At 62.6% G+C, this 19,391-nt stretch carries 13 protein-coding genes and 3 pseudogenes; all 16 read right to left on the bottom strand.

What is annotated here, in order from left to right; genetic code table 11:
• Positions 1 to 5: 5 nt before the first annotated feature.
• Positions 6 to 818 carry a crotonase/enoyl-CoA hydratase family protein gene (locus PSH84_RS18315; protein WP_305481494.1) on the bottom strand — a complete coding sequence of 271 codons (813 nt, stop codon included), beginning with the start codon at positions 816 to 818 and terminating at the stop codon, positions 6 to 8.
• A 220-nt stretch (positions 819 to 1,038) separates the two neighbouring features.
• Complete coding sequence (locus PSH84_RS18310) at positions 1,039 to 2,514, bottom strand: efflux transporter outer membrane subunit (RefSeq protein ID WP_305481493.1); 1,476 nt, start codon at positions 2,512 to 2,514, stop codon at positions 1,039 to 1,041.
• A pseudogene (locus PSH84_RS18305) lies at positions 2,511 to 5,617 on the bottom strand (efflux RND transporter permease subunit). The gene PSH84_RS18310 and the pseudogene PSH84_RS18305 overlap by 4 nt, the downstream one beginning before the upstream one ends.
• Positions 5,618 to 5,837: 220 nt before the next feature.
• Positions 5,838 to 8,934: pseudogene (locus PSH84_RS18300) on the bottom strand (MdtB/MuxB family multidrug efflux RND transporter permease subunit).
• Positions 8,931 to 10,247: an MdtA/MuxA family multidrug efflux RND transporter periplasmic adaptor subunit gene (locus PSH84_RS18295; protein WP_122564638.1), complete on the bottom strand. Its 1,317-nt coding sequence runs from the start codon at positions 10,245 to 10,247 to the stop codon at positions 8,931 to 8,933. The pseudogene PSH84_RS18300 and the gene PSH84_RS18295 overlap by 4 nt, the downstream one beginning before the upstream one ends.
• A gap of 191 nt (positions 10,248 to 10,438) precedes the next feature.
• A complete protein-coding gene (tpx, locus tag PSH84_RS18290; RefSeq protein WP_024779993.1) occupies positions 10,439 to 10,939 on the bottom strand; it encodes a thiol peroxidase in 501 nt (166 codons plus the stop codon).
• A gap of 118 nt (positions 10,940 to 11,057) precedes the next feature.
• Positions 11,058 to 11,729, bottom strand: a complete 672-nt coding sequence (locus PSH84_RS18285) for a DUF3313 domain-containing protein (RefSeq protein WP_122564639.1) — start codon at positions 11,727 to 11,729, stop codon at positions 11,058 to 11,060.
• Between the two features lie 92 nt (positions 11,730 to 11,821).
• Complete coding sequence (locus PSH84_RS18280) at positions 11,822 to 12,316, bottom strand: hypothetical protein (protein WP_122564640.1); 495 nt, start codon at positions 12,314 to 12,316, stop codon at positions 11,822 to 11,824.
• 97 nt (positions 12,317 to 12,413) lie between these two features.
• Positions 12,414 to 12,911: a GNAT family N-acetyltransferase gene (locus tag PSH84_RS18275; RefSeq protein ID WP_122564641.1), complete on the bottom strand. Its 498-nt coding sequence runs from the start codon at positions 12,909 to 12,911 to the stop codon at positions 12,414 to 12,416.
• A gap of 281 nt (positions 12,912 to 13,192) precedes the next feature.
• Complete coding sequence (locus PSH84_RS18270) at positions 13,193 to 14,173, bottom strand: LysR substrate-binding domain-containing protein (RefSeq protein ID WP_305481492.1); 981 nt, start codon at positions 14,171 to 14,173, stop codon at positions 13,193 to 13,195.
• A gap of 240 nt (positions 14,174 to 14,413) precedes the next feature.
• Positions 14,414 to 15,358 (bottom strand): peptidylprolyl isomerase, encoded by a 945-nt coding sequence (locus PSH84_RS18265; RefSeq protein WP_122564643.1) that lies wholly within the window; start codon positions 15,356 to 15,358, stop codon positions 14,414 to 14,416.
• Complete coding sequence (locus PSH84_RS18260; RefSeq protein WP_305481491.1) at positions 15,355 to 15,834, bottom strand: YbjN domain-containing protein; 480 nt, start codon at positions 15,832 to 15,834, stop codon at positions 15,355 to 15,357. The genes PSH84_RS18265 and PSH84_RS18260 overlap by 4 nt, the downstream gene beginning before the upstream one ends.
• 22 nt (positions 15,835 to 15,856) lie before the next feature.
• Complete coding sequence (locus PSH84_RS18255; protein ID WP_305481490.1) at positions 15,857 to 16,504, bottom strand: DNA repair protein; 648 nt, start codon at positions 16,502 to 16,504, stop codon at positions 15,857 to 15,859.
• 15 nt (positions 16,505 to 16,519) lie between these two features.
• Positions 16,520 to 18,211, bottom strand: coding sequence for a putative porin (locus PSH84_RS18250; RefSeq protein ID WP_305481489.1), 1,692 nt, complete (start codon positions 18,209 to 18,211; stop codon positions 16,520 to 16,522).
• A gap of 38 nt (positions 18,212 to 18,249) precedes the next feature.
• Positions 18,250 to 18,955, bottom strand: a pseudogene (locus tag PSH84_RS18245) (energy transducer TonB family protein).
• A gap of 2 nt (positions 18,956 to 18,957) precedes the next feature.
• A complete protein-coding gene (locus tag PSH84_RS18240; RefSeq protein WP_003201710.1) occupies positions 18,958 to 19,383 on the bottom strand; it encodes an ExbD/TolR family protein in 426 nt (141 codons plus the stop codon).
• Positions 19,384 to 19,391 lie beyond the last annotated feature (8 nt).

The following is a 19,391-nucleotide window of genomic DNA, read 5'->3' as shown; positions in this document are numbered from 1 at the left end:
GTCAGTCAATCCAGAAATTCGGGTTTCTGTTTGCTCATATGGGCGGCCATGGCCACGCGCAGGTCGGTCGATTGCAACATGGCGGCGTTCCAGGTGGCGACGTATTCCAGGCCGTCGTCGATGCTATGGTCGCGCATGTAGCTGATCATGGCCTTGGTGCCGGTCACGGCAATCGGCGACTTGGCGGCGATTTCCCGGGCGATGCCCATCACGCCGTCGAGCAGGCTGGCGGTATCACTGTAGACACGATTGACCAGGCCGATGCTGCGCGCTTCGTCGGCACCGAAGTTGCGCCCCGTATAAGCGAGTTCACGCAGCATGCCGTCCCCGATGATCCGGGGCAAGCGTTGCAATGTGCCAACATCGGCGGCCATGCCGATATCGATCTCCTTGATGGAAAACTGCGCGTCCTCGGCGGCATACCGCATGTCACACGCGGCAATCAGGTCGATGGCACCGCCCAGGCAATAACCCTGGATGGCCGCGAGCACGGGCTTGCGGCAATTGTCCACGGCGTTGAACGAAGCTTGCAGTTGCAGGATCTTGCGCCGCAGCAACCGTGCATTGCGTCCTACGTCCTTGCCCAGCTCGTTGGCCACGCCTGCCAACATCATCAGGTCGATCCCTGAGGAAAAATGCTTGCCGGCACCGCTGAGCACTACCACCCGCGCCTCATCGGTGTCTTCGATCCATTGGAAGATCTCGATGATCTCGCTCCAGAATGCGGCGTTCATCGCGTTGATCTTTTCCGGACGATTGATCTGCACATGGGCGATGTTGTCTGCAAGTTCGACGTGGAACGCTTGGTATTGCGACATGGCAGTGATCCTTTACCGGTTGAAAAGAGGCCTGAACTATAACAAGCCATCGCGACGGGACGTAGGCAGTGCATCGGCCAAAAGCGGGACTGACCTCACCGCAAGCCATTGTGGGAGCGAGCTTGCTCGCGATAGCGGTGGTTCAGTTTGCAGTGATGTCGATTGTGCCGCCGCCATCGCGAGCAAGCTCGCTCCCACAGGGAATCACAGCGTTCAGCCGTTATTCACTTGCCTGCAACTGCCCATCCCACCCACCACCCAACGCCGCAATCAACTGTACGCTGGCAATCAAGCGGCTCTGTTGCAGGCTCAGCATGCTGCGTTCGTTGCTCAGCGCGGTGGCCTGGACGGTGACCACGTCGAGGTAGGCAATCAGTCCGGCCCTGTACTGGTTCTGGGTCAGGCGCAGGGATTCCCGGGCGGCGTCCAGGGCTTCCTGGCGCACGCGGGCTTCGTCTTCCAGCACCTTGAGCTGGATCATGTAGTTTTCCACTTCACGCAAGCCGTCGAGCACGGTCTGGCGATAGGTGGCGACGGTCTGGTCGTAGGCCGCGACGGTGCGGTCGACTTCCGCCGAACGCTGACCGCCATCGAACAGCGTCATCGCCAATTGCGGCCCTACCGACCAGAAGCGGTTCGGCACGCTCACCCAGTTGTCGTAGGTACTGCTGCTGTAGCCGCCACTGAGGCTCAGGGTCAGGTCCGGGTAATACGCGGCCTTGGCGACACCGATGTTGGCGTTGGCGGCCATCACCGAGCGCTCTGCCGAGGCGATGTCCGGCCGGCGTTCGAGCAGTTGCGACGGCAGCGCCACCGGAATCTGCGGCAGCGACGGAATATCTCCAGTCTCGGCCAGGTTGAACTCGGCCGGTGGCAGGCCGATGAGTACGGCGATGGCGTTTTCGAACTGGGCCCGTTGCCAGATCAGGTCGATCAGGTCGCCCTGGGTGGTCTTGAGCTGGTTCTGCGCCTGGGCCACCGCGTCCTTGCCGGACACCCCGGCGCGGTACTGGTTTTCGGTCATTTTCAGCGAGCGTTGATAGTTATCGACGGTGGTCTGCAACAGGCGCTTCTGTTCATCGATCACCCGCAACTGCAAGTAGTTCTGCACCAGTTCCGATTGCTGGCTCAGACGCATCGCCGCCAGATCGGCGAAACTGGCTTGCGCGCTCGCCTCATCGGCTTCCAGGGTGCGGCGCAACTTGCCCCACACATCGGCCTCCCAGCTGACACCAGCCTGGGCACTGTAGGTGTCGCGAATGCCGCTGGACGAACTGCTCAAGCTCGAACTGCTGCTGCCGGTGCCCTGGCTGGAGCGCGTCTTGCCAACGGTCAGGTCCACGGTGGGGAAAAAGGCGCCACGGGCATTGCGCACCAGTGCCTGGGCCTGCCGGTACTGGGCTTCGGCCTGGGCCACGGTCTGGTTGGACGCGTTGAGCTTGTCCACCAGGCCATTGAGTTGCGTATCGCCGTAGAGCTCCCACCAGGCGCCTCGGGCCAGCGCATCGCTGGGGTTGGCCTGGCGCCAGCCCTGGGCCTCCTTGTACTGCACCGGGGCGGCCGCCGCGGGACGCTGATAATCCGGGCCGATGGCGCAGGCACTGAGCATCGCCACGCACAGCGCCAGGCTCAGCGCCCGCGAACCACGGACGGTCGCCAGTGTTGCGGCAAGATTGAAAGGCGAACGGTCGGTCATAGCGGAGTTTCCAGGGCAGCATCAGTGCGCACGCCACGCCAGCGGTTGAAGCGATGGCGCAGCTTGTCGAGATAAAGGTAAACCACCGGCGTGGTGTAGAGCGTCAGCACCTGGCTGAACACCAGCCCACCGATGATGGTCAGGCCCAGCGGCTGGCGCATTTCCGAGCCTTCGGCGGCGCCGAGCAGCAGCGGCAAGGCGCCAAGGATCGCCGCCAGTGTGGTCATCAAAATCGGCCGCAACCGCAGCAGGCAGGCGCTGCGGATCGATTCCAGCGGCGTCTGCCCGGCACGCTCCAATTGCAGCGCCAGATCAATCATCAGGATGGCGTTTTTCTTCACCACGCCGATCAGCAGGAACAGCCCCAACAGCGAGATCAGGCTGAACTCGCTACCCAATGCGTAGATCGACAGTAAGGCGCCGACCCCGGCCGATGGCAAGGTGGACAGGATGGTCAGCGGATGAATGTAGCTTTCATACAGCACTCCCAGCACCAGATACACCGCCAGCAACGCGCCGAGAATCATGAACGGCTGGCTCTTCTGGGTGGCCGCGAACGCGTCGGCGGTGCCGGCCATTTTCGCGATGACATCCTCGGGCATCCCGAGCTTGGTAATCGCCCGCTCGATGGCCGCGGTGCCCTGCTCCACCGTGACACCTTCGGCCATGTCGAAAGAAATACCCTCGGACGCAAACTGGCCTTCATGGCTGACCCGGTCATCCTCCAGGCTGTTCTCGTAATGGGCAATGGCCGACAGCGGCACCCTCGCGCCATCGGCGGTGATCACCTGGACCTGTTCGAGCGTACTCGGGTCCTGGGCGTACTTGGGATTGACCTCCATCACCCACCTGGTACTGGTTGAGGCTGTCATAGATGGTGGAAATCTGCCGCTGGCTGTAGGCGTTATTGAGCACCGCGGTGACCATATCCATGTCGATGCCCAAGCGCTTGGCCTGGTCGCGATCCACCACCAACGTCACCTGCTGCGCCCCGCCACCGTCGCGGGCGTCGATGGCAGTCAGCTCCGGCAAGGCCCGGAAGGCCGCCACGACCTTGGGGTACCAAGTGCGCAACGAGGCCAGGTCGGCGCTTTGCAAAATGTAGGAGTACTGCGAAGTGGTCTGTTCGCGACCGCCACCGAACTGCAAATCCTGGTCGGCCATCAACATCAATTGGCCGCCGGGGGACCTTGGGCATTTCCTTGCGCAGGCGCTCGATGACTTTCTGCGCGGAAATCCCGCGCTCCTTGATCGGCTTGAGGCGCACCAGCATGAAGGCGTTGTTGGTGCCGTTGTTGCCGCCGATGAAACCGGCGACGCTTTGCACCGCCTCGTCCTTGAGCACGGCACGACGGAAGATCTCCATCTTCGGCTGCATCACGTTGAACGACAGCCCATCGTCGCCACGCACGAAACCGATCAGTTGGCCGGTGTCCTGCTGCGGCATGAAGGTCTTCGGCACCACCACATACAACGCGACGTTCACGCCGATGGTCACCAGCAGGCTCAGCAAGGTCAGGCGCCGATGACGCAGCACCCAGTCCAGGCTGGTGGCGTAGCCACGGACCATCCGCTCATTGAGCCCCTGGCTCCAGCGCTGCAAGCGGTTTTCCTGCCCTTGCAGGTGGGGCTTGAGCCAGCGGGCGCAGAGCATCGGCGTGAGGGTCAGCGAGACCACCAGCGACACCACGATGGACGCCGCCAGGGTGATGGAGAATTCACGGAACAGGCTCTCGATGATGCCGCCCATGAACAGGATCGACAGGAACACCGCCACCAGCGAGACGTTCATCGACAGCAGGGTAAAGCCCACCTCCTCGGCTCCCCGGTACGCCGCCTCCATCGGTGGCACGCCTTCGTCAATGTGCCGGGAAATGTTCTCCAGCACCACGATGGCGTCGTCCACCACCAGCCCGGTCGCCAGGATCAGCGCCATCAGCGACAGGTTGTTCAGGGAAAAACCGTACAGGTACATCACCGCAAACGTGCCCACCAGCGACACCGGCACCGCCAGGGTCGGGATGAGTGAGGCGCGGAAATTGCCGAGGAACAGGAACACCACCAGCACCACCAGGGCCACGGCGATCAGCAAGGTCATTTCCGCTTCATGCAGGGTGGCCTTGATCACCGGCGAGCGGTCCATCGCCAGGTTCAGCTTGACGCTAGCCGGCAGCACCGCCTGCAACGCCGGTAGTTGCGCCTTGATCTCGTTGACCGTCTCGATGATGTTGGCGCCAGCCTGGCGGTTGATCACCAGCAGCACAGCGGCATCGTTGTTGAAGAAACCGCTGTTGTAACGGTCCTCGACGCTGTCGGTGACTTTCGCCACGTCCTTGAGCCGTAGCACCGAGCCGTCCTGGTAGCGGATGATCAGCGTTTCGTAGTCCTTGGCTTTTTCCAACTGGTCGTTGGCCTGGACCTGCCACATGCGCCGATCATCCTCCACCGAACCCTTGGGCCGGCGCACGTTGCTGTCGGCAATGGCCTTGCGCACATCGTCCAGGGCCACGCCGTACTGATTGAGCAACTGTGGCTCCAGCTCGATACGCACCGCCGGCAACGAGCTGCCACCGATCTGCACCTCACCTACGCCCGACACCTGGGACAGGCTCTGGGACAGGATGGTCGACGCCAGGTCGTAGAGCTGGCCTTTTTCCAACACATCCGAGGTCAGCGACAGCACCATGATCGGCGCCTGGGACGGGTTGACCTTCTTGTAGGTGGGCATGCTGCGCATGCCGCTGGGCAACAGGTTGCGCGACGCATTGATGGCCGCCTGCACTTCCCGGGCGGCGCCGTTGATGTCGCGGTCCAGGTCGAATTGCAGGATGACCCGCGTAGAACCCTGGCTGGAACGGCTGCTCATGGTATTGACCCCGGCGATAGCGCCGAAGGAACGCTCCAGAGGCGTTGCCACCGTCGATGCCATCACCTCGGGGCTGGCCCCTGGCAAGTTGGCCTGGACCACGATCACCGGGAAGTCCATTTGCGGCAGGGGCGAAACCGGCAGCAGGCCGAAACACACGCCACCGAGGAGCATGATGGCGAAGCTCAGGAGCATGGTCGCTACCGGGCGGCGGATGAACGGGCCGGAGAGGTTCATAAACGGCCGCCCCAGGCTTCAGGCGACAAACGATAAAGGCTTTTGTGGCGAGGGAGCTGGCTCCCGCTATGTGGGAGCAAGGCTTGCCCGCGATGGACGCGATGCGGTCTTGCAGAATCGAGGCGCCTGTTTCGCGAGCAAGCTTTGCTCCCACAGCCCAGCGGGAGCAAGCTCCCTCGCCACAGAAAGCCCTCAAGCTCCGGAATGCCGTGGGCTGCCGTCATACCCCCACCTCTTTCGCATCCGGCCTGGCGAACCGCCGCCCCAGTCGATCGAAGTACAGGTAGATCACCGGCGTGGTGAACAACGTCAAGACCTGGCTCACCAACAACCCGCCCACCATCACCAAGCCGAGGGGCTGGCGCAGTTCGGCGCCGGAACCGGTGGCGAGCATCAGCGGCACCGCGCCGAACAAGGCCGCCAGGGTGGTCATCAGGATCGGCCGGAAACGCAGCAACGCCGCCTGGTAGATCGCCGTCTGTGGGTCCATGCCCTGGTTGCGCTCGGCGTCGAGGGCGAAGTCGATCATCATGATCGCGTTCTTCTTGACAATGCCGATCAACAGGATGATGCCGATGATCGCGATCATGCCCAGGTCATTGCCGCTGAGGATCAACGCCAGCAAGGCGCCGATGGCCGCCGAGGGCAAGGTGGAAAGGATGGTGATCGGGTGGATGTAACTCTCGTACAGCACGCCCAGGACGATGTACATGGTCACCACCGCCGCGAGAATCAGCAGCAAGGTACTCGACAACGACGCCTGGAACGCCTGGGCCGCACCCTGGAATTCGGTCTGCACACCCACCGGCATGCCAATGTCCTGCTGGACCTTTTCGATCACCTCCACCGCATGCCCCAAGGCCACGCCCGGCGCCAGGTTGAACGACATCATCACCGCTGGAAACTGGCCGATGTGGGCAATCGCCAGTTGCGCCTGGCGCTCTTCGACCCGGGCCAGGCTCGACAACCGTACCTGCCCGCCCATCGGTGGTCTTGACGTGGATCTGGTCCAGCGCCTGCGGCCCGAGCCGCTCCCCGGCCTGGGCCTGCAATACCACGCGGTACTGGCTGGCCTGGGTGTAGATGGTAGAAATCTGCCGCTGGCCGAAAGCGTCATACAGCGCATCGGTGATGTTCGACACCGAGACGCCCAGGCGTGAAGCCGCGTCGCGATCGATCACCAGGTAGACCTGCAAGCCCTTGTCCTGCAGGTCGCTGGCCACGTCTGTCAGTTCCGGTTGGCGGCCCAGGGCCTCGACCAGGCGCCCACTCCAGAGACTGAGCAATTCGGCGTCCGGCGATGACAGGCTGAACTGGTATTGGGTACGGCTGACCCGGTCTTCGATGGTCAGGTCCTGCACCGGCTGCATGAACAGGCGAATGCCCACCAGTCGATCCAGCTGTGGCTGCAAGCGGGCAATGATTTCGGTGGCGCTGTCATCCCGCTCGCTGTGGGGCTTGAGGTTGATCAGTAGGCGCCCACTATTGAGCGTGGCGTTGTCGCCGTCCACGCCGATGTAGGACGACAGGCTCTGCACCGCCGGGTCGGCGAGAATCACCTTGGCCAGTTGCTGCTGACGCTCGCTCATGGCGGCAAAGGAGATCGATTGCGGTGCCTCGGAAATGCCCTGGATCACCCCGGTGTCCTGCACCGGGAAAAAGCCCTTGGGCACGGCCAGGTACAGCACCACCGTCAGCACCAGGCTGCCCACCGCCACCAGCAGGGTCAGCGGCTGATGCTTGAGCACCCACTGCAACTTGCGCCCATAGGCGGCGATCAGCCAGTCGATCCAGGCGCCGCTGGCACGGTAGAAACGGCCCTGCTCGGCCTCCTTGGGCTCACGCTTGAGCAAGCGGGCGCACATCATAGGCGTCAGGGTCAGGGACACCACCAGGGAAATCAGGATCGCCACCGCAAGCGTGATGGCGAATTCGCGGAACAAACGCCCGACCACATCGGCCATGAACAACAGCGGGATCAGCACGGCGATCAGCGACAGCGTCAGGGAAATCAGCGTGAAGCCGATCTGCTTCGCGCCCTTGAGCGCGGCCTGCAACGGGCTGTCGCCCTCCTCGATGAAGCGGGCGATGTTCTCCAGCATGACGATGGCATCGTCCACCACGAAACCGGTGGCGATGGTCAGGGCCATCAGGGTCAGGTTATTGATGGAGAAACCAGCCAGGTACATCACGCCGAAGGTGCCGATCAGCGACAACGGCACGGCCACCGACGGGATGATCGTGGCACTGACGCGACGCAGGAACAGGAATGTCACCATGACCACCAGGGCGATGGCGATCAGCAACTCGTGCTGCACGTCGGTGACCGAGGCGCGGATGGTCTGGGTGCGGTCGGTCAGCACGGTGACGTCCAGGCCGGCCGGCAGGTTATCGGTGATGCTCGGCAGCAGCGCCTTGATCCGGTCCACCACCTCGATGACATTGGCCCCCGGCTGGCGCTGGATGTTCAGCAGCACGGCCTGGTTTTCGTTGGCCCAGGCGGCAAGGCGTTCGTTTTCGGCCCCGTCGACGATCTGCGCCACGTCCTTGAGCCGCAACGGCGCGCCATTGGCGTAGGCCAGGATCAGCTCGGCGTAGTCCTTGGGCGAGGTCAACTGGTCGTTGGCGTCGAGCATCGAGACCCGGGTCGGGCCGTCGAAGTTGCCCTTGGGCTGGTTGACGTTGGAGGCACCGATCAACGTGCGCACATCCGCCAGGTTCAGGCCGTTGGCCGCCAGGGCCTCGGGGTTGACCTTGATTCGCACGGCCTGGCGCTGGCCACCGGCGATGGTGACCATGCCGACGCCGCTGATCTGGGCGATTTTCTGCGCCATGCGGGTGTCCACCAAGTCATTGAGCTTGGGCAGCAGCATGGTCTTGGAGGTGATCGCCAGGGTCAGCACCGGGGTGTCGGCCGGGTTGACCTTGTTGTACACCGGCGGCGCCGGCAGGTCCGTGGGCAGCAGGTTGGTGGCGGCATTGATCGCGGCCTGCACCTGCTGCTCGGCAACGTCCATGTTGATGTCGAGGTTGAAGCGCAGGGTAATCACCGACGCGCCGCCGGAACTGGTGGAGGCCATTTGCGTCAGGCCCGGCATCTGCCCGAACTGCCGCTCCAGGGGCGCGGTGACCGCACTGGTCATCACATCGGGACTGGCGCCCGGGTACAGGGTCATCACGCGGATGGTCGGGTAGTCGACCTGGGGCAATGCCGACACCGGCAGCAACCGGTAAGCGATCAGGCCGGCGAGGATGATCGCCAGCATGCTCAGGGTAGTGGCGACCGGGCGAAGGATGAACAGCCGCGAGATATTCATGCGCCGCCCTTGTTCGCCTTGTCGGCCGTGGCCGGCTCAGCAGGCGCCGCCGCGGACTTGCCCTGCAGGTGCTCGGTCGGCGTGGTGGGCACGTCCTGGCTGTCGTTGACCACTTCCACTTCACTGCCTTCCTTCAAACGATCGGTGCCTTCGAGCACCACCCGGTCGCCAGCGACCAGGCCTTCGGTGACCACGGTGTTCGCACCGTCGCTGGCACCGATCTTCAGCTTCTTGATGGTGACCTTCTTGTCGCCCTCCAAGGCGTAGACGAAGGTGCCATTGGTGCCGAACTGGATGGCCGCCGTCGGCGCCAAGACCACGCCTTTGAGAGTGTCGGCCAGTAGGTGGACATTGACGAACTGGTTGGGGAACAGCGACTGGTCGCGGTTGTCGTAGCGTGCCTTGAACTTCAAGGTGCCGGTGGTGACATCGATCTGGTTGTCCAAGCTTTGCAACACACCGCTGGCCTGGAGTTTCACGTCGCCCCGGTCCCAGGCTTCGACGGGCAGCTTCGCCCCGCTGCGATAACGGGCGAGCACCGTATCGAGGTTGTTCTCCGGCAAGGTGAACACGACGCTGATGGGTTGGGTCTGGGTGATGACCGCCAGGGCCGTGGTGTCGTTGGCCGCCACCAGGTTGCCGATGTCCAGTTGCCGCAAGCCTACGCGGCCGGCAATCGGCGCGCGGATCTTGGTGAATTCCAGGTTGAGCTTGGCGTCGTTGACCGCCGCCTGATTGGTCTTGACCGTGCCCTGGTACTGGCCCACCAGCGCGGCTGCAGTGTCGAGGGTCTGCTTGGCAATACTGTCTTCGGCGTACAGGCCGCGATAGCGCTCAAGGTCGACCTGGGCATTTTTCAGTTGGGCCTGGTTCTGCAACAACGTGCCTTCGGCCTGGAGCAAGGCGTTCTGGTACGGGCGTGGGTCGATCTCGGCCAGCAAGTCCCCGGCCTTGACCATTTGCCCCTCTTCGAAGGCGATCTTGACCAACTCGCCACCCACGCGGCTGCGCACGTTGATGGTGTTGAGGGCCGTGACCGTACCCAGCGCCTTGAAGTACAGCGGGAAATCCCCGGTCACCGCCGGCGCCACCCGCACCGGGATTGGCCCCGTCGCCCCGCCGAACCCTGGTCGCATGCCACCGGAGCGGCCCACGTGCCCCGCCGCAGCCTTGTCCCCTGCCCCAGGTTTCTGGGCCGAGCCACCGGGCCAGAATTTCCAGGCCAGCGCCGCAACGACCAGCAGGACGAACAGGCCGAACAGCCAGCGACGGGAATTGCGGGAAACAGAGGATTGCATGGAGTGATCAACCATTGGGCGCGTGAACTTCTTTTACGGGAGGCTGAACGATAAGCACTGGCGGGTATTTAGCAAAGCGCCTTTACCGGCAATTTACGTTGGGCTTACCTTTCGAATAGACAGCTAAGGCCTTGAAGCACAAAAGAAAACGGCCTGGACAAGGCCAGGCCGTTAACAATTGTAATAAATACCTTATTTCATGCCATTTATTTCAGAACAGCCAGGGCCGCGTCGTAGTTCGGCTCTTCAGCGATTTCCTTGACCAGCTCGCTGTGCAGCACGGTGTCGTTTTCGTCCAGCACCACTACGGCACGGGCGGTCAGGCCTTTCAGTGGGCCGTCGGCAATCGCCACGCCGTAGTTCTGAATGAACTCGGCGCCGCGCAGGGTGGACAGGTTCTGGACGTTTTCCAGGCCTTCGGCACCGCAGAAACGCGCCTGGGCAAATGGCAGGTCGGCGGAGATGCACAGCACCACGGTGTTGTTCAGCTCGTTGGCCTGGGCATTGAACTTGCGCACGGAGGTGGCGCAGGTCGGTGTGTCGACGCTCGGGAAAATGTTCAGCACTTTGCGCTTGCCGGCGAAGTCCTTCAGGGAAACGTCCGACAGATTGCCGGCAACCAGGGAAAAGGCTGGCGCCTTGGAACCGGCTTGTGGCAACTGGCCGTTGACTTGGACCGGGTTGCCTTTGAGGGTGACTTGAGCCATGAACGGATTCCTTCTGACAGTTTGAAAATGGTGAGGCCGGAGTTAACCACGAAATACGCCTGCGACCTATGGCCGGACATAAAAAGTCATGGCATCGACACCCCGGCGACGGCGCTGGCTATTTGGCCTTGAGCTGCAGAAACGACTGATGCAGATCCGACGCCCAGCCATCGATGACCCCTTTGACGTCATCGGGCTTCATGACCTGGGATTCGTTGGACAGTGGCTTGCCCGTGCCCTTGCGCACCACCTGGGCGACCACCGAGTTATTGCCACCGTCGAGAAAAACCGCTTCGGTGCCCAGGGTGGTTTCCTGGTCGCGAATACCGCTGGCGGTGCTGACAGCGGCCGCCACCAGCGCAATCGGAACCACCTCATAAGGTTTCAAGCCTTCGGTCTTGCTACTGACGGCAGTGATCGCCGCCCGTATCACCAGTACACCCGGCCCTGGAGCGGTCGCCAGGGGCAAGGATTTCCCGGCTTCCCGCATGAGGGCCTGATCGTAATAGGCGGTGATACCCGACAGCGTGGCCTGGGGGATCTTCACGGTTGCCTGCGGCTTGGGATAAAGCTGCGTCGGCTCGACATAGAGGCTGGTGTATTTGTCCAGGTCAATCTTCGGATCGACCCAACGCATGACCTCGGCCCCCGACGGCGACTTCTCTTCCTTGAGGCGGCTGTAATCGCCCAGGAATCCGGAATATTCATCCGGCTGGGTGACTTTGCTCGAACACCCCGTCAAGGCGAGCGAGGCCATGCAAACAAAGCCGATCATCGACGAAAACTTCATGCTGTCACTCCTGTAAGCCACACGAGGCGGGGCCGGAACTACAGGTATAGCCAATGGACAGGTTTTTGCCTGCCCTGAAAAGAACAAGTGATTCAGCCGCGCTCGCGGGGTATCAGGCTCTGTAATTGTTGTGCGAGGAAGTTTGCATCGAAGGCAAACGTGTCGGGGTCCTTCAACCCATTGGTCCGGCGCCATTGCCATTGCGTCGAGGGCGGCTGGCACACCAGGGAAATACTGCCGTGACGGGTCGCGGTCAGGCCGATGATCGACAAAGAAACCAGTCCGCCCGCGCCCATCACATCCGGCACGAACTCCACCGGTTTACCGGTAATGGCCAAGGTCAGTTTTTCGGTCTTGAAAGCGGATGTTTCTACCGGAACGTTCGAGCCGTGGGCCACATATGTCTCACGGCTCAGTTCCAGCAGGCCGAGCGTCATGACGGGCGCCAGCCATTGCTCGATTTGCCCGTACAGCGCCTTGATCTGCTCTGCCCAAACCGCCGACTGGGCTTGGTGCAGTTGTTTCTTGTGCGCTTCGCTGTCGGCGTAGTGACGAAGCATCTCGCCCAATTGCTGTACATCATCCATGGGCCGTTCCTCGATCAGGGAGTACTGCGAAGCTGGATGATGACAGGTCCAGGACGCCGGCGTACGTAAAAGCTACTTTGTCTGCGTGGCTGACCTCTCAGCGCAGCCGCGCCATGGCGAGGGTGTCCACCCAACGTCCGTCACGCACGGCATAGTCGCGCATCAGGCCTTCGGTTTCGAAGCCGAACTTGCGGTACAGCCCAATGGCCGCTTCGTTGTCGGCGTACACCGTCAGTTCGACCCGGCGCAGGTTCATCCAGTTGTCCGCAACGTCCAGCGCCGCGGCCAGCAGCCTCGACCCCACGCCTTTACCCTGCCAGGCGACAGCCACGCCCATGCCGAGGTTGCCGCAATGGGCCCGACGCACCCGCGAAAATTGCTCCAGCCCAAGGTTGCCGATGACTTCACCCGCGTGCAGGGCCACCAGTTTCAGCAAGCGCTCGTCATCCGTCGCCAGACGCTTGCGCCAGGTTTCGGTGGACTGAAAAGGCATTTGCAACACCTGGCGAGTCACCGCCGGGTCGTTGTAGAGCGCGGTGACACCGGCGATGTGGGCTTCAGTGAAGCGTGCTAGGGTGATCGAAGACTCGGACATGGGGGCTCCTTCCTGGAGGCGCGACAAGGCCGATCACTATAAGCCGCGTCAGGCTGCGGGGGAAACCTGTGGGGCGGTAGCTGTGGTAGCGGATGTGCCGGCCTCATCGCGAGCAAGCTCGCTCCCACAATGAGTAATGTATGAACACATGATTTATCTCAACTGAAGATCCAGGGTGGGAGCGAGCTTGCTCGCGATGAGGCCCTTTCAGCCGGCATTGATGTTGAATGAATGGCCGCTAGCGCGAGCAAGCTCGCTCCCACAGGGTTATGGTGATGCAACTAGGTCTGGAACCAATCCCGGCGCTCATCCAGTGTGTGGTGGATCAGCTCACGCAGCATCTGCACCTCTGGCGAACCTTCGGCCAGGGCATTGACGGCCATCCACAGGTGCCGCTGCATCGACAGGCTGAACACTTGCGGCAACGCCACCAGGCCTCGATCGAAGCGGCTCATGTATTGCGGCAACAGACCGATGCAGGCGCTGCAGCGAATCATTTCCAGCATCAATTCGTAGGATTGCACCTGCACCACACCGGCCCGGCGTTGTTCTATCAGCGCGTTCCACGGTGCGAAGCCGTCCACGTGTCGGTCCGCCTGCCATTGCACCAGCATGTAGTCGTTCAGGTCGTCAAGGCAGTCTGGGCGCGTGGCCGGTCGTGAGTAACGTTTGGCGATGTGCGGCACATAGTCCAGCCGCGCCAATCGATCTGCGGGCAACGTGGCAAAGCTCGGCCCCGGCACCGACGCATGGGCATCGCTCAACCACAGCACCAGGTCGGCGCTGACGGCTTGCAGCGCCAGTTCGCTGTCCAGGGTGATGATCTGCAGTCGCACGCTGGCGTTGCGTCGCAGCAACGAAATCAGGTCGCGCCCGAGGATGTCATGCAGAATCGACTCGGCCACGGCCAGGCGAATCAAGGGCTGATCGTTCAAGGGCGGCGCGCTTTCGTGGGCCAGGCTGATCAAGCGCGCCTGCAACTGCCGGCCTTCGCGACTGAGGGTCAAGGCGCTGCCCTGGAAGCTGAACAGCGAACGTTGCAACCGCGCCTCCAACTGCGCCAACTGCTTGCGCAGCCAGGTCGCCTTGACGTTGAGGCTGCGTGCCGCTTGCATGAAACAGCCGCAACGAGCACTGACCAGGAAACACTGCGCCACCTGCGGCTCGATACCACCGGCCATGGCCAGCCACGGGTCGGGGGCACGCAACGGGGTGCGGTATGGGGTGACAGCCTGGCGTCCTGCGGGCTCGATAAAGGTCATGGGTGACTCCCTGTCGGTTGTACGAATACTTGGGGCTGCGCGGCGTTCCAGATACAGCGCTGCTCCCTATGGCGAAGGGATTCATCTGTGGGAGCAAGGCTTGCCCGCGATGAAGATGACGCGGTCTCCCTGGGAACCGAGGCGTTTGCATCGCGAGCAAGCTTTGCTCCCACAGATAAATCCCCTCGCCATAAAAGGTGTCATCTCACAAAGGTGTTCACATCAAAAAAAATGCCGCGGTTAAAGCCCCTCCTCCAACACCTTGCTCAACTGCGCGCCATCGATGCTCAACGTTGCCGTGTCGAGCATGCCGTCCAGGTACGCCTTGGCGATCTGTTCCTGGCGCTGGGCACGCAGGGCCTGGGTCAGGCGCTCGCGGACTTCGTCCAGGGTCGCCTCTCGGGCCGGTTGTTGTTCGGTGAGCTTGATGACATGGAACCCTGCCGGGCTTTGCACCGGGTCCGACACCGCGCCGACCTTCAAGCGTGCCACCGCCTCACGCACGGGCGGAACCAATTGCTGCAGCGGCTGGAAACCGCTGTCACCGCCGCGCTCGGCACTGGTGCGGTCCTGGGAAAAACGACTGGCCAGGGCACCGAACTCAGCGGGCGACGCCTGGGCCTTTTTACTCAATTCCAGCGCTTGCCGGCGCACCGCCTCCACGGTTTGCGGCTCGGTGGCCGCCAGGAAAATCTGGCTGACCCGGTACAGCGCCGGCGCGGTCCAGTTGGCTTTGCCGGCGTCGTAAGCCTGTTTCAGCTCGTCTTCACTGGGATACCCGGCCGGCACCTGGCTGACCGACTGTAAATAGTCACGAAACACGATCTGCTCAGCCGCCGCTCGCGTCTGCCGCTCCACCTCGGGCCGCTGACGCCAACCCTGGGCATCGGCCTGCTCCAACACGGCTTTTTCCGCCAGGCGGGTACGGATCCAGCCCTCCAGCGCAGCCCGGTTGCCACGCATTTGCTGGCGTACCTCTGGGGCCAGTGCGGCCAGCAAGGTCTTGAGCTCTTCGGGGCTGACCTGCTGGTTGCCCAATCGGGCCAAGCTCGGCGAGTCGGCCGCAACAACGCTGGCGGTCTGCACCGCGGCGACCGGATCGCTGCCCGGCCGCAGGCCCAGCACCAGCGCCACGGCGATCAGGCCCAGCGCTGCGGCACTGATGACGAAGGTCGGCTTTTTCACGATGCGACGGCCTCCTCCAAGGGCGCCTCAACAGGCTCGGCCGGGGTTTGCACCCGCGCCGCGTTCTGGCTGTATTCACGCAGGTAGACAATGAACTCCTGCAACAGTCGATCCCACAGTTCCAGATTGCTGCGCAGATGATCGGCACTCACGCCCGCCGCAACCACCACGTCCATTTCCATCATCAGGAATTCGCCTTGCAGCGACAGCCGGGCAAAGCGCCGCGAAGCGTTCCACAGTTCTGCCAACCCGGCCGGCAACTCGCCCTGTACCCGCAAGGCACAGCTGAAGGTGAAGTCCAGGTATTCCCCCGCCGTCGCCGCAGGATTGCCGAAACGCACAGCAAAACCGATACCCTGGCTGGCGCTGAGCAGTTGCACGATACCGTTCTGCTCGGTTTCGTTGACCCGATAACCCGCGGCCTGCAACAACTCGGTCAGGGATTTTGCACCGACGTTTTCAATCATTGAGGTCATGTTCGATTCTTCCTTGTTCTATTCAGTGAGTGATCGAGGTCTGGGGCGCATCGAAACGGTTCTTGTAGAGATCATCGCCAAACCCTTGGGCCAGCTCTTCGAAACGCACCCGGGCCTTGGCCGCGAACGGCTGGCGGATCTTCATGATGTCGGTCACATCGATGGTTTCGTAGGCATGCAGCAGCGTCTTGGCGACTTCGTACATCTGCTGATTCTTGACCGAACATTGCTGCACTTGTGTGTCACGCTCGCTCAATTGCGCTTCCAAACGCGCCCGCTCGGTCTCTTTGCCACGGGCCAGGGTCAACAACTCCTCGTAGGCTTTCTTGAACTTGCCGACCTGCTCGTTGCTGGCCGCCACCTGGGCCTGGGCCTGGCTTTGCAGGCTTTGCTGATGCCCGGCCAGTTGCTCGTTCAGGGCCTGGGCCTTGCTCAGTTGCGCGGTCAATTGCTTGATCTGCGCCTGGGCCTCCTTGGCCTGACTCTCCGCCGCCTGCCGGGCAGCGCTGGCCTGGGCCTGCTCGCTTTGCAGGGCTTGCAACTGCGCGGTGGTGCTACGCAGTTGCGCCCGCAGCCGCTCTTCCAGGCCTTCGCCGTGGGCCATGCCACTGAGCAGCAGGCCCAATATCAACAAAGCACTTGGGCATGGGTATTTGGCTCGCCTTTGCATGGGGCCTCCTTGCGCTTAGAAGCGCGTGTTGATTTCAAGCTGCAAGACATCGATGTCGTACGGCGCGCCGTACACCGCTTCGGAACTCAACCAGCGACCGGTGGCGAAGACGTTGCTCGCCAAGCCATAGTTGCCGCCCAGGAAATACCCCTTGGCGTTGGTGCCACCCAGATGGAATGACGAATCGTTGAAGCCGTCCGGCAAGGCGTCCGGCTGGATGTACTTGTAGCCGGCAAACAGGTTCCAGTCGCCTTCGCGCTTGAGTTCCAGGGAGTTGCCAAGGGTGAACTGGAGCATCCAGGCGTTGGCACCGCTTTCCACCTCGCCATCGCTGTCCAGGTTGTTGGCGAACTGCCCCGCGGAGCGCTTGCGCATCTCGCCTTCGTCGTAGCCCAGGTTGTGAACATAATGGGCCTGGCTGCGCAGCTTCAGGTCTTCAGGCAAATCGGTGTCCCACGCGAAGTTCAGGTCCAGCAGGTTGAACTCCGAGGCCAGGCCGACGAATTGCGGCTGTGGCGTGGTGGACGGGTTGAGGGGGTTGGGCGTGATGTCGCGCAACAGGAACACCGTGTTGCCCTTCTGCATGAACGCCACCCGCGAACCGTCGCTGTCGCAACCTGGATCACCGGCCCAGGGCTGACACGGCGAAGAACGCTGGCCTTCGATGTCGTCGAAGCGGTAATAGGCCATCGCCCCCTTGATCCGGTTGCTGTCGTTGATGGCCCAGTTGGCCCCCAGTTGCGCACCGTACAGCCACTTGTTCTCGCTCTCTTCCTTGTCACTGCCGTTGCTGGTGCTGGTGTCGTTGGTGTACTCCACCGGGAATGCACCGACAGTACCGAAGACGCCCCAGTCCTGGTTGAGCTTTTGGTTGAAATTCGCCGCCACGCCATCGAAGTTCAGGTCACCGGAATACAACAGGTCGGTGGAGAAAAACGGGTTGGCGAAACGCCCGCCGGTCAGGGTCAATTCGTCCGAGGGCTTCCAGGTCAAGTAGCCCTGGTCGAGCCAGATGTCTTTCTTGCCAAAGCCGCCACCGAGGGTCTGAGTGGTGGACACCGGGTTGTTGTCCGAGCCGGTGCCGATGCGGATGCCCGCCGTCCATTGCGGGGCAATCACGGCCTTCATGCCCAGGCGGGCGCGCAGGCGGAACAGGTTTTCCCGGTCTTCGCGGGTATTGAGCAACGGCGGCAGGCTGGAACTGCTGTTGGGGTTGACATCGTAAGGCCCCTTGTCATTGAGTCGGGCGAAGTCGACGATTTCGTTGCTATTGGTGCCTGAGTAATAGCGCGACTCATCCCGCAGGCGAATGTCACCATCAAAACTGATGCGCGAGACCCAATCAGGGAAGGTATTGGGCTGGGCCCAGTTTTCCTGCTTGGCGGTGGCCATGACTTCGGCCTTGACCTGGTCGCGGATCTGCTCACGCACGATGTTCGGCACGTATTGCACCCGCACGTCCCCCGGTGCCCCGGCGGGCGCTGCGGCAACCGCCGTGGCGGCCTGGCGGGCCTGCACGGCTTCCCGCTCGGCCTGGGCGATCAGGCCGTCGGCCTGGTCCTGCTTCAACACGCCCTGCTGCACCAGCAGGCGGATCAGATTGATCGTGGCGTTTTCCGAAGGCGCCGGGGCCGCGGCCGCGTGTCCGGCCAGGCTCAGGACTACCAGGCCGATCGCCCACGACAATCGATTCACATTGGAAATCATCTGCACACAACTCCTGTTGGCAAACTTCAAATAGTCGGTTAACCCGGCCGCCGTCCCTGCAAGGACAGGCGCACGGGCAAGGTCAAGGAGGCCGGTGGCCGTTCACTCAAATGGGGCGCGGCACGCAGGGCGGAAATCACTTGCTCATCCACTTGCGGGTTGCCGCTGGACTTGACCAGCTCGACCCGGGTGATTTCGCCCACGGCACTGAGCCAGACATCGGCCTGCAGCGAGAACGCCAGGCTGCGCAAGTCGGGGTTTTCCCGCAGCAGACGCTGGAAGGTGAACGCCAGGAACTGGCTGTAGGTGCCATTGCCCAAGCGCCCGCCCCCTGCCCCGGCCATACCGCCGCCCTTGCCGGCGCCGATGTTGAACGCGTCGTTGCCGGACTGCGCATCGCCATCCATTTGCATCGGGTTGGCCAGGTCATCCACCGGTGACGACGGCGGTGCTTCTTCTTCGGGCTTGACCTCTTCGGGCTCCGGGGTCGGCTCTGGCTCGACCACCTTTTCCTCGACCTGAGGCTCGGGTTCCTTGGGTTTCTCCGGCGGCGGTGGGGGCGGAGGCGGCAGCGGGATGATGGTTGGCACTTTTGGCGCCTCTCGCCGTACACCGCTCATGTCGTTGGCCCACTGCCACAGCAGCCAGCGCCACGGCGCCCAGCAGCAGGCCGGCAGCCCACTTGAGCAGGCGCAGCGGCGAAGTCTTCACCGGGGGCGGATCGATGGGAAGTCTGGCGGTCATGATCAGCCCTGGCTCGGTTTGCCGGTCACGAGACCGACCTGGGACAGTTCCAGGCGCCGCAACAGATCCAGCACTTCAATGACTTTCTGGTATTGCACCGTCGCGTCGCCGCGCACGATCACCGGAAAGTCCGGGCTCTGGGCCTTCTCGATGCGCAGGCGCTCTTCCAGTTCGGCCAGGGTCACCGGATAGGCATCGAGGAAGACCTGCCCGCCGTCGTTCACCGAAATCGCCTTGGTCTTGGCCTCGGACAACGACACCGAGGCGCTGGCCTTGGGCAGGTTGATCTGGATACCCGACACCTGGGCCGTGGCGGTGAGGATGAACATCACCAGCACCACCATGAGCACGTCCACCAGCGGCGTGATGTTGATGCTGTCGACCGCCGCGTCATCGTCGTCATCGTGTGAAGCGTTTACGCTAGCCATGGCGATTT

Origin of the sequence: Pseudomonas beijingensis, assembly GCF_030687295.1 — a bacterium.
GTDB classification, from domain to species: Bacteria; Pseudomonadota; Gammaproteobacteria; order Pseudomonadales; family Pseudomonadaceae; genus Aquipseudomonas; species Aquipseudomonas beijingensis.
The sequence above is the reverse complement of the archived record's forward strand: the minus strand, read 5'-3'. Positions and strand labels throughout refer to the sequence as shown.

What these genes read in the sequence shown, in the direction of transcription:
- PSH84_RS18315 (WP_305481494.1), bottom strand. Translation starts at nt 818, where the DNA reads ATGTCGCAATACCAAGCGTTCCACGTCGAACTTGCAGACAACATCGCC.
- PSH84_RS18310 (WP_305481493.1), bottom strand. Translation starts at nt 2,514, where the DNA reads ATGACCGACCGTTCGCCTTTCAATCTTGCCGCAACACTGGCGACCGTC.
- PSH84_RS18295 (WP_122564638.1), bottom strand. Translation starts at nt 10,247, where the DNA reads ATGGTTGATCACTCCATGCAATCCTCTGTTTCCCGCAATTCCCGTCGC.
- tpx (WP_024779993.1), bottom strand. Translation starts at nt 10,939, where the DNA reads ATGGCTCAAGTCACCCTCAAAGGCAACCCGGTCCAAGTCAACGGCCAG.
- PSH84_RS18285 (WP_122564639.1), bottom strand. Translation starts at nt 11,729, where the DNA reads ATGAAGTTTTCGTCGATGATCGGCTTTGTTTGCATGGCCTCGCTCGCC.
- PSH84_RS18280 (WP_122564640.1), bottom strand. Translation starts at nt 12,316, where the DNA reads ATGGATGATGTACAGCAATTGGGCGAGATGCTTCGTCACTACGCCGAC.
- PSH84_RS18275 (WP_122564641.1), bottom strand. Translation starts at nt 12,911, where the DNA reads ATGTCCGAGTCTTCGATCACCCTAGCACGCTTCACTGAAGCCCACATC.
- PSH84_RS18270 (WP_305481492.1), bottom strand. Translation starts at nt 14,173, where the DNA reads ATGACCTTTATCGAGCCCGCAGGACGCCAGGCTGTCACCCCATACCGC.
- PSH84_RS18260 (WP_305481491.1), bottom strand. Translation starts at nt 15,834, where the DNA reads ATGACCTCAATGATTGAAAACGTCGGTGCAAAATCCCTGACCGAGTTG.
- PSH84_RS18255 (WP_305481490.1), bottom strand. Translation starts at nt 16,504, where the DNA reads ATGCAAAGGCGAGCCAAATACCCATGCCCAAGTGCTTTGTTGATATTG.
- PSH84_RS18250 (WP_305481489.1), bottom strand. Translation starts at nt 18,211, where the DNA reads ATGATTTCCAATGTGAATCGATTGTCGTGGGCGATCGGCCTGGTAGTC.
- PSH84_RS18240 (WP_003201710.1), bottom strand. Translation starts at nt 19,383, where the DNA reads ATGGCTAGCGTAAACGCTTCACACGATGACGACGATGACGCGGCGGTC.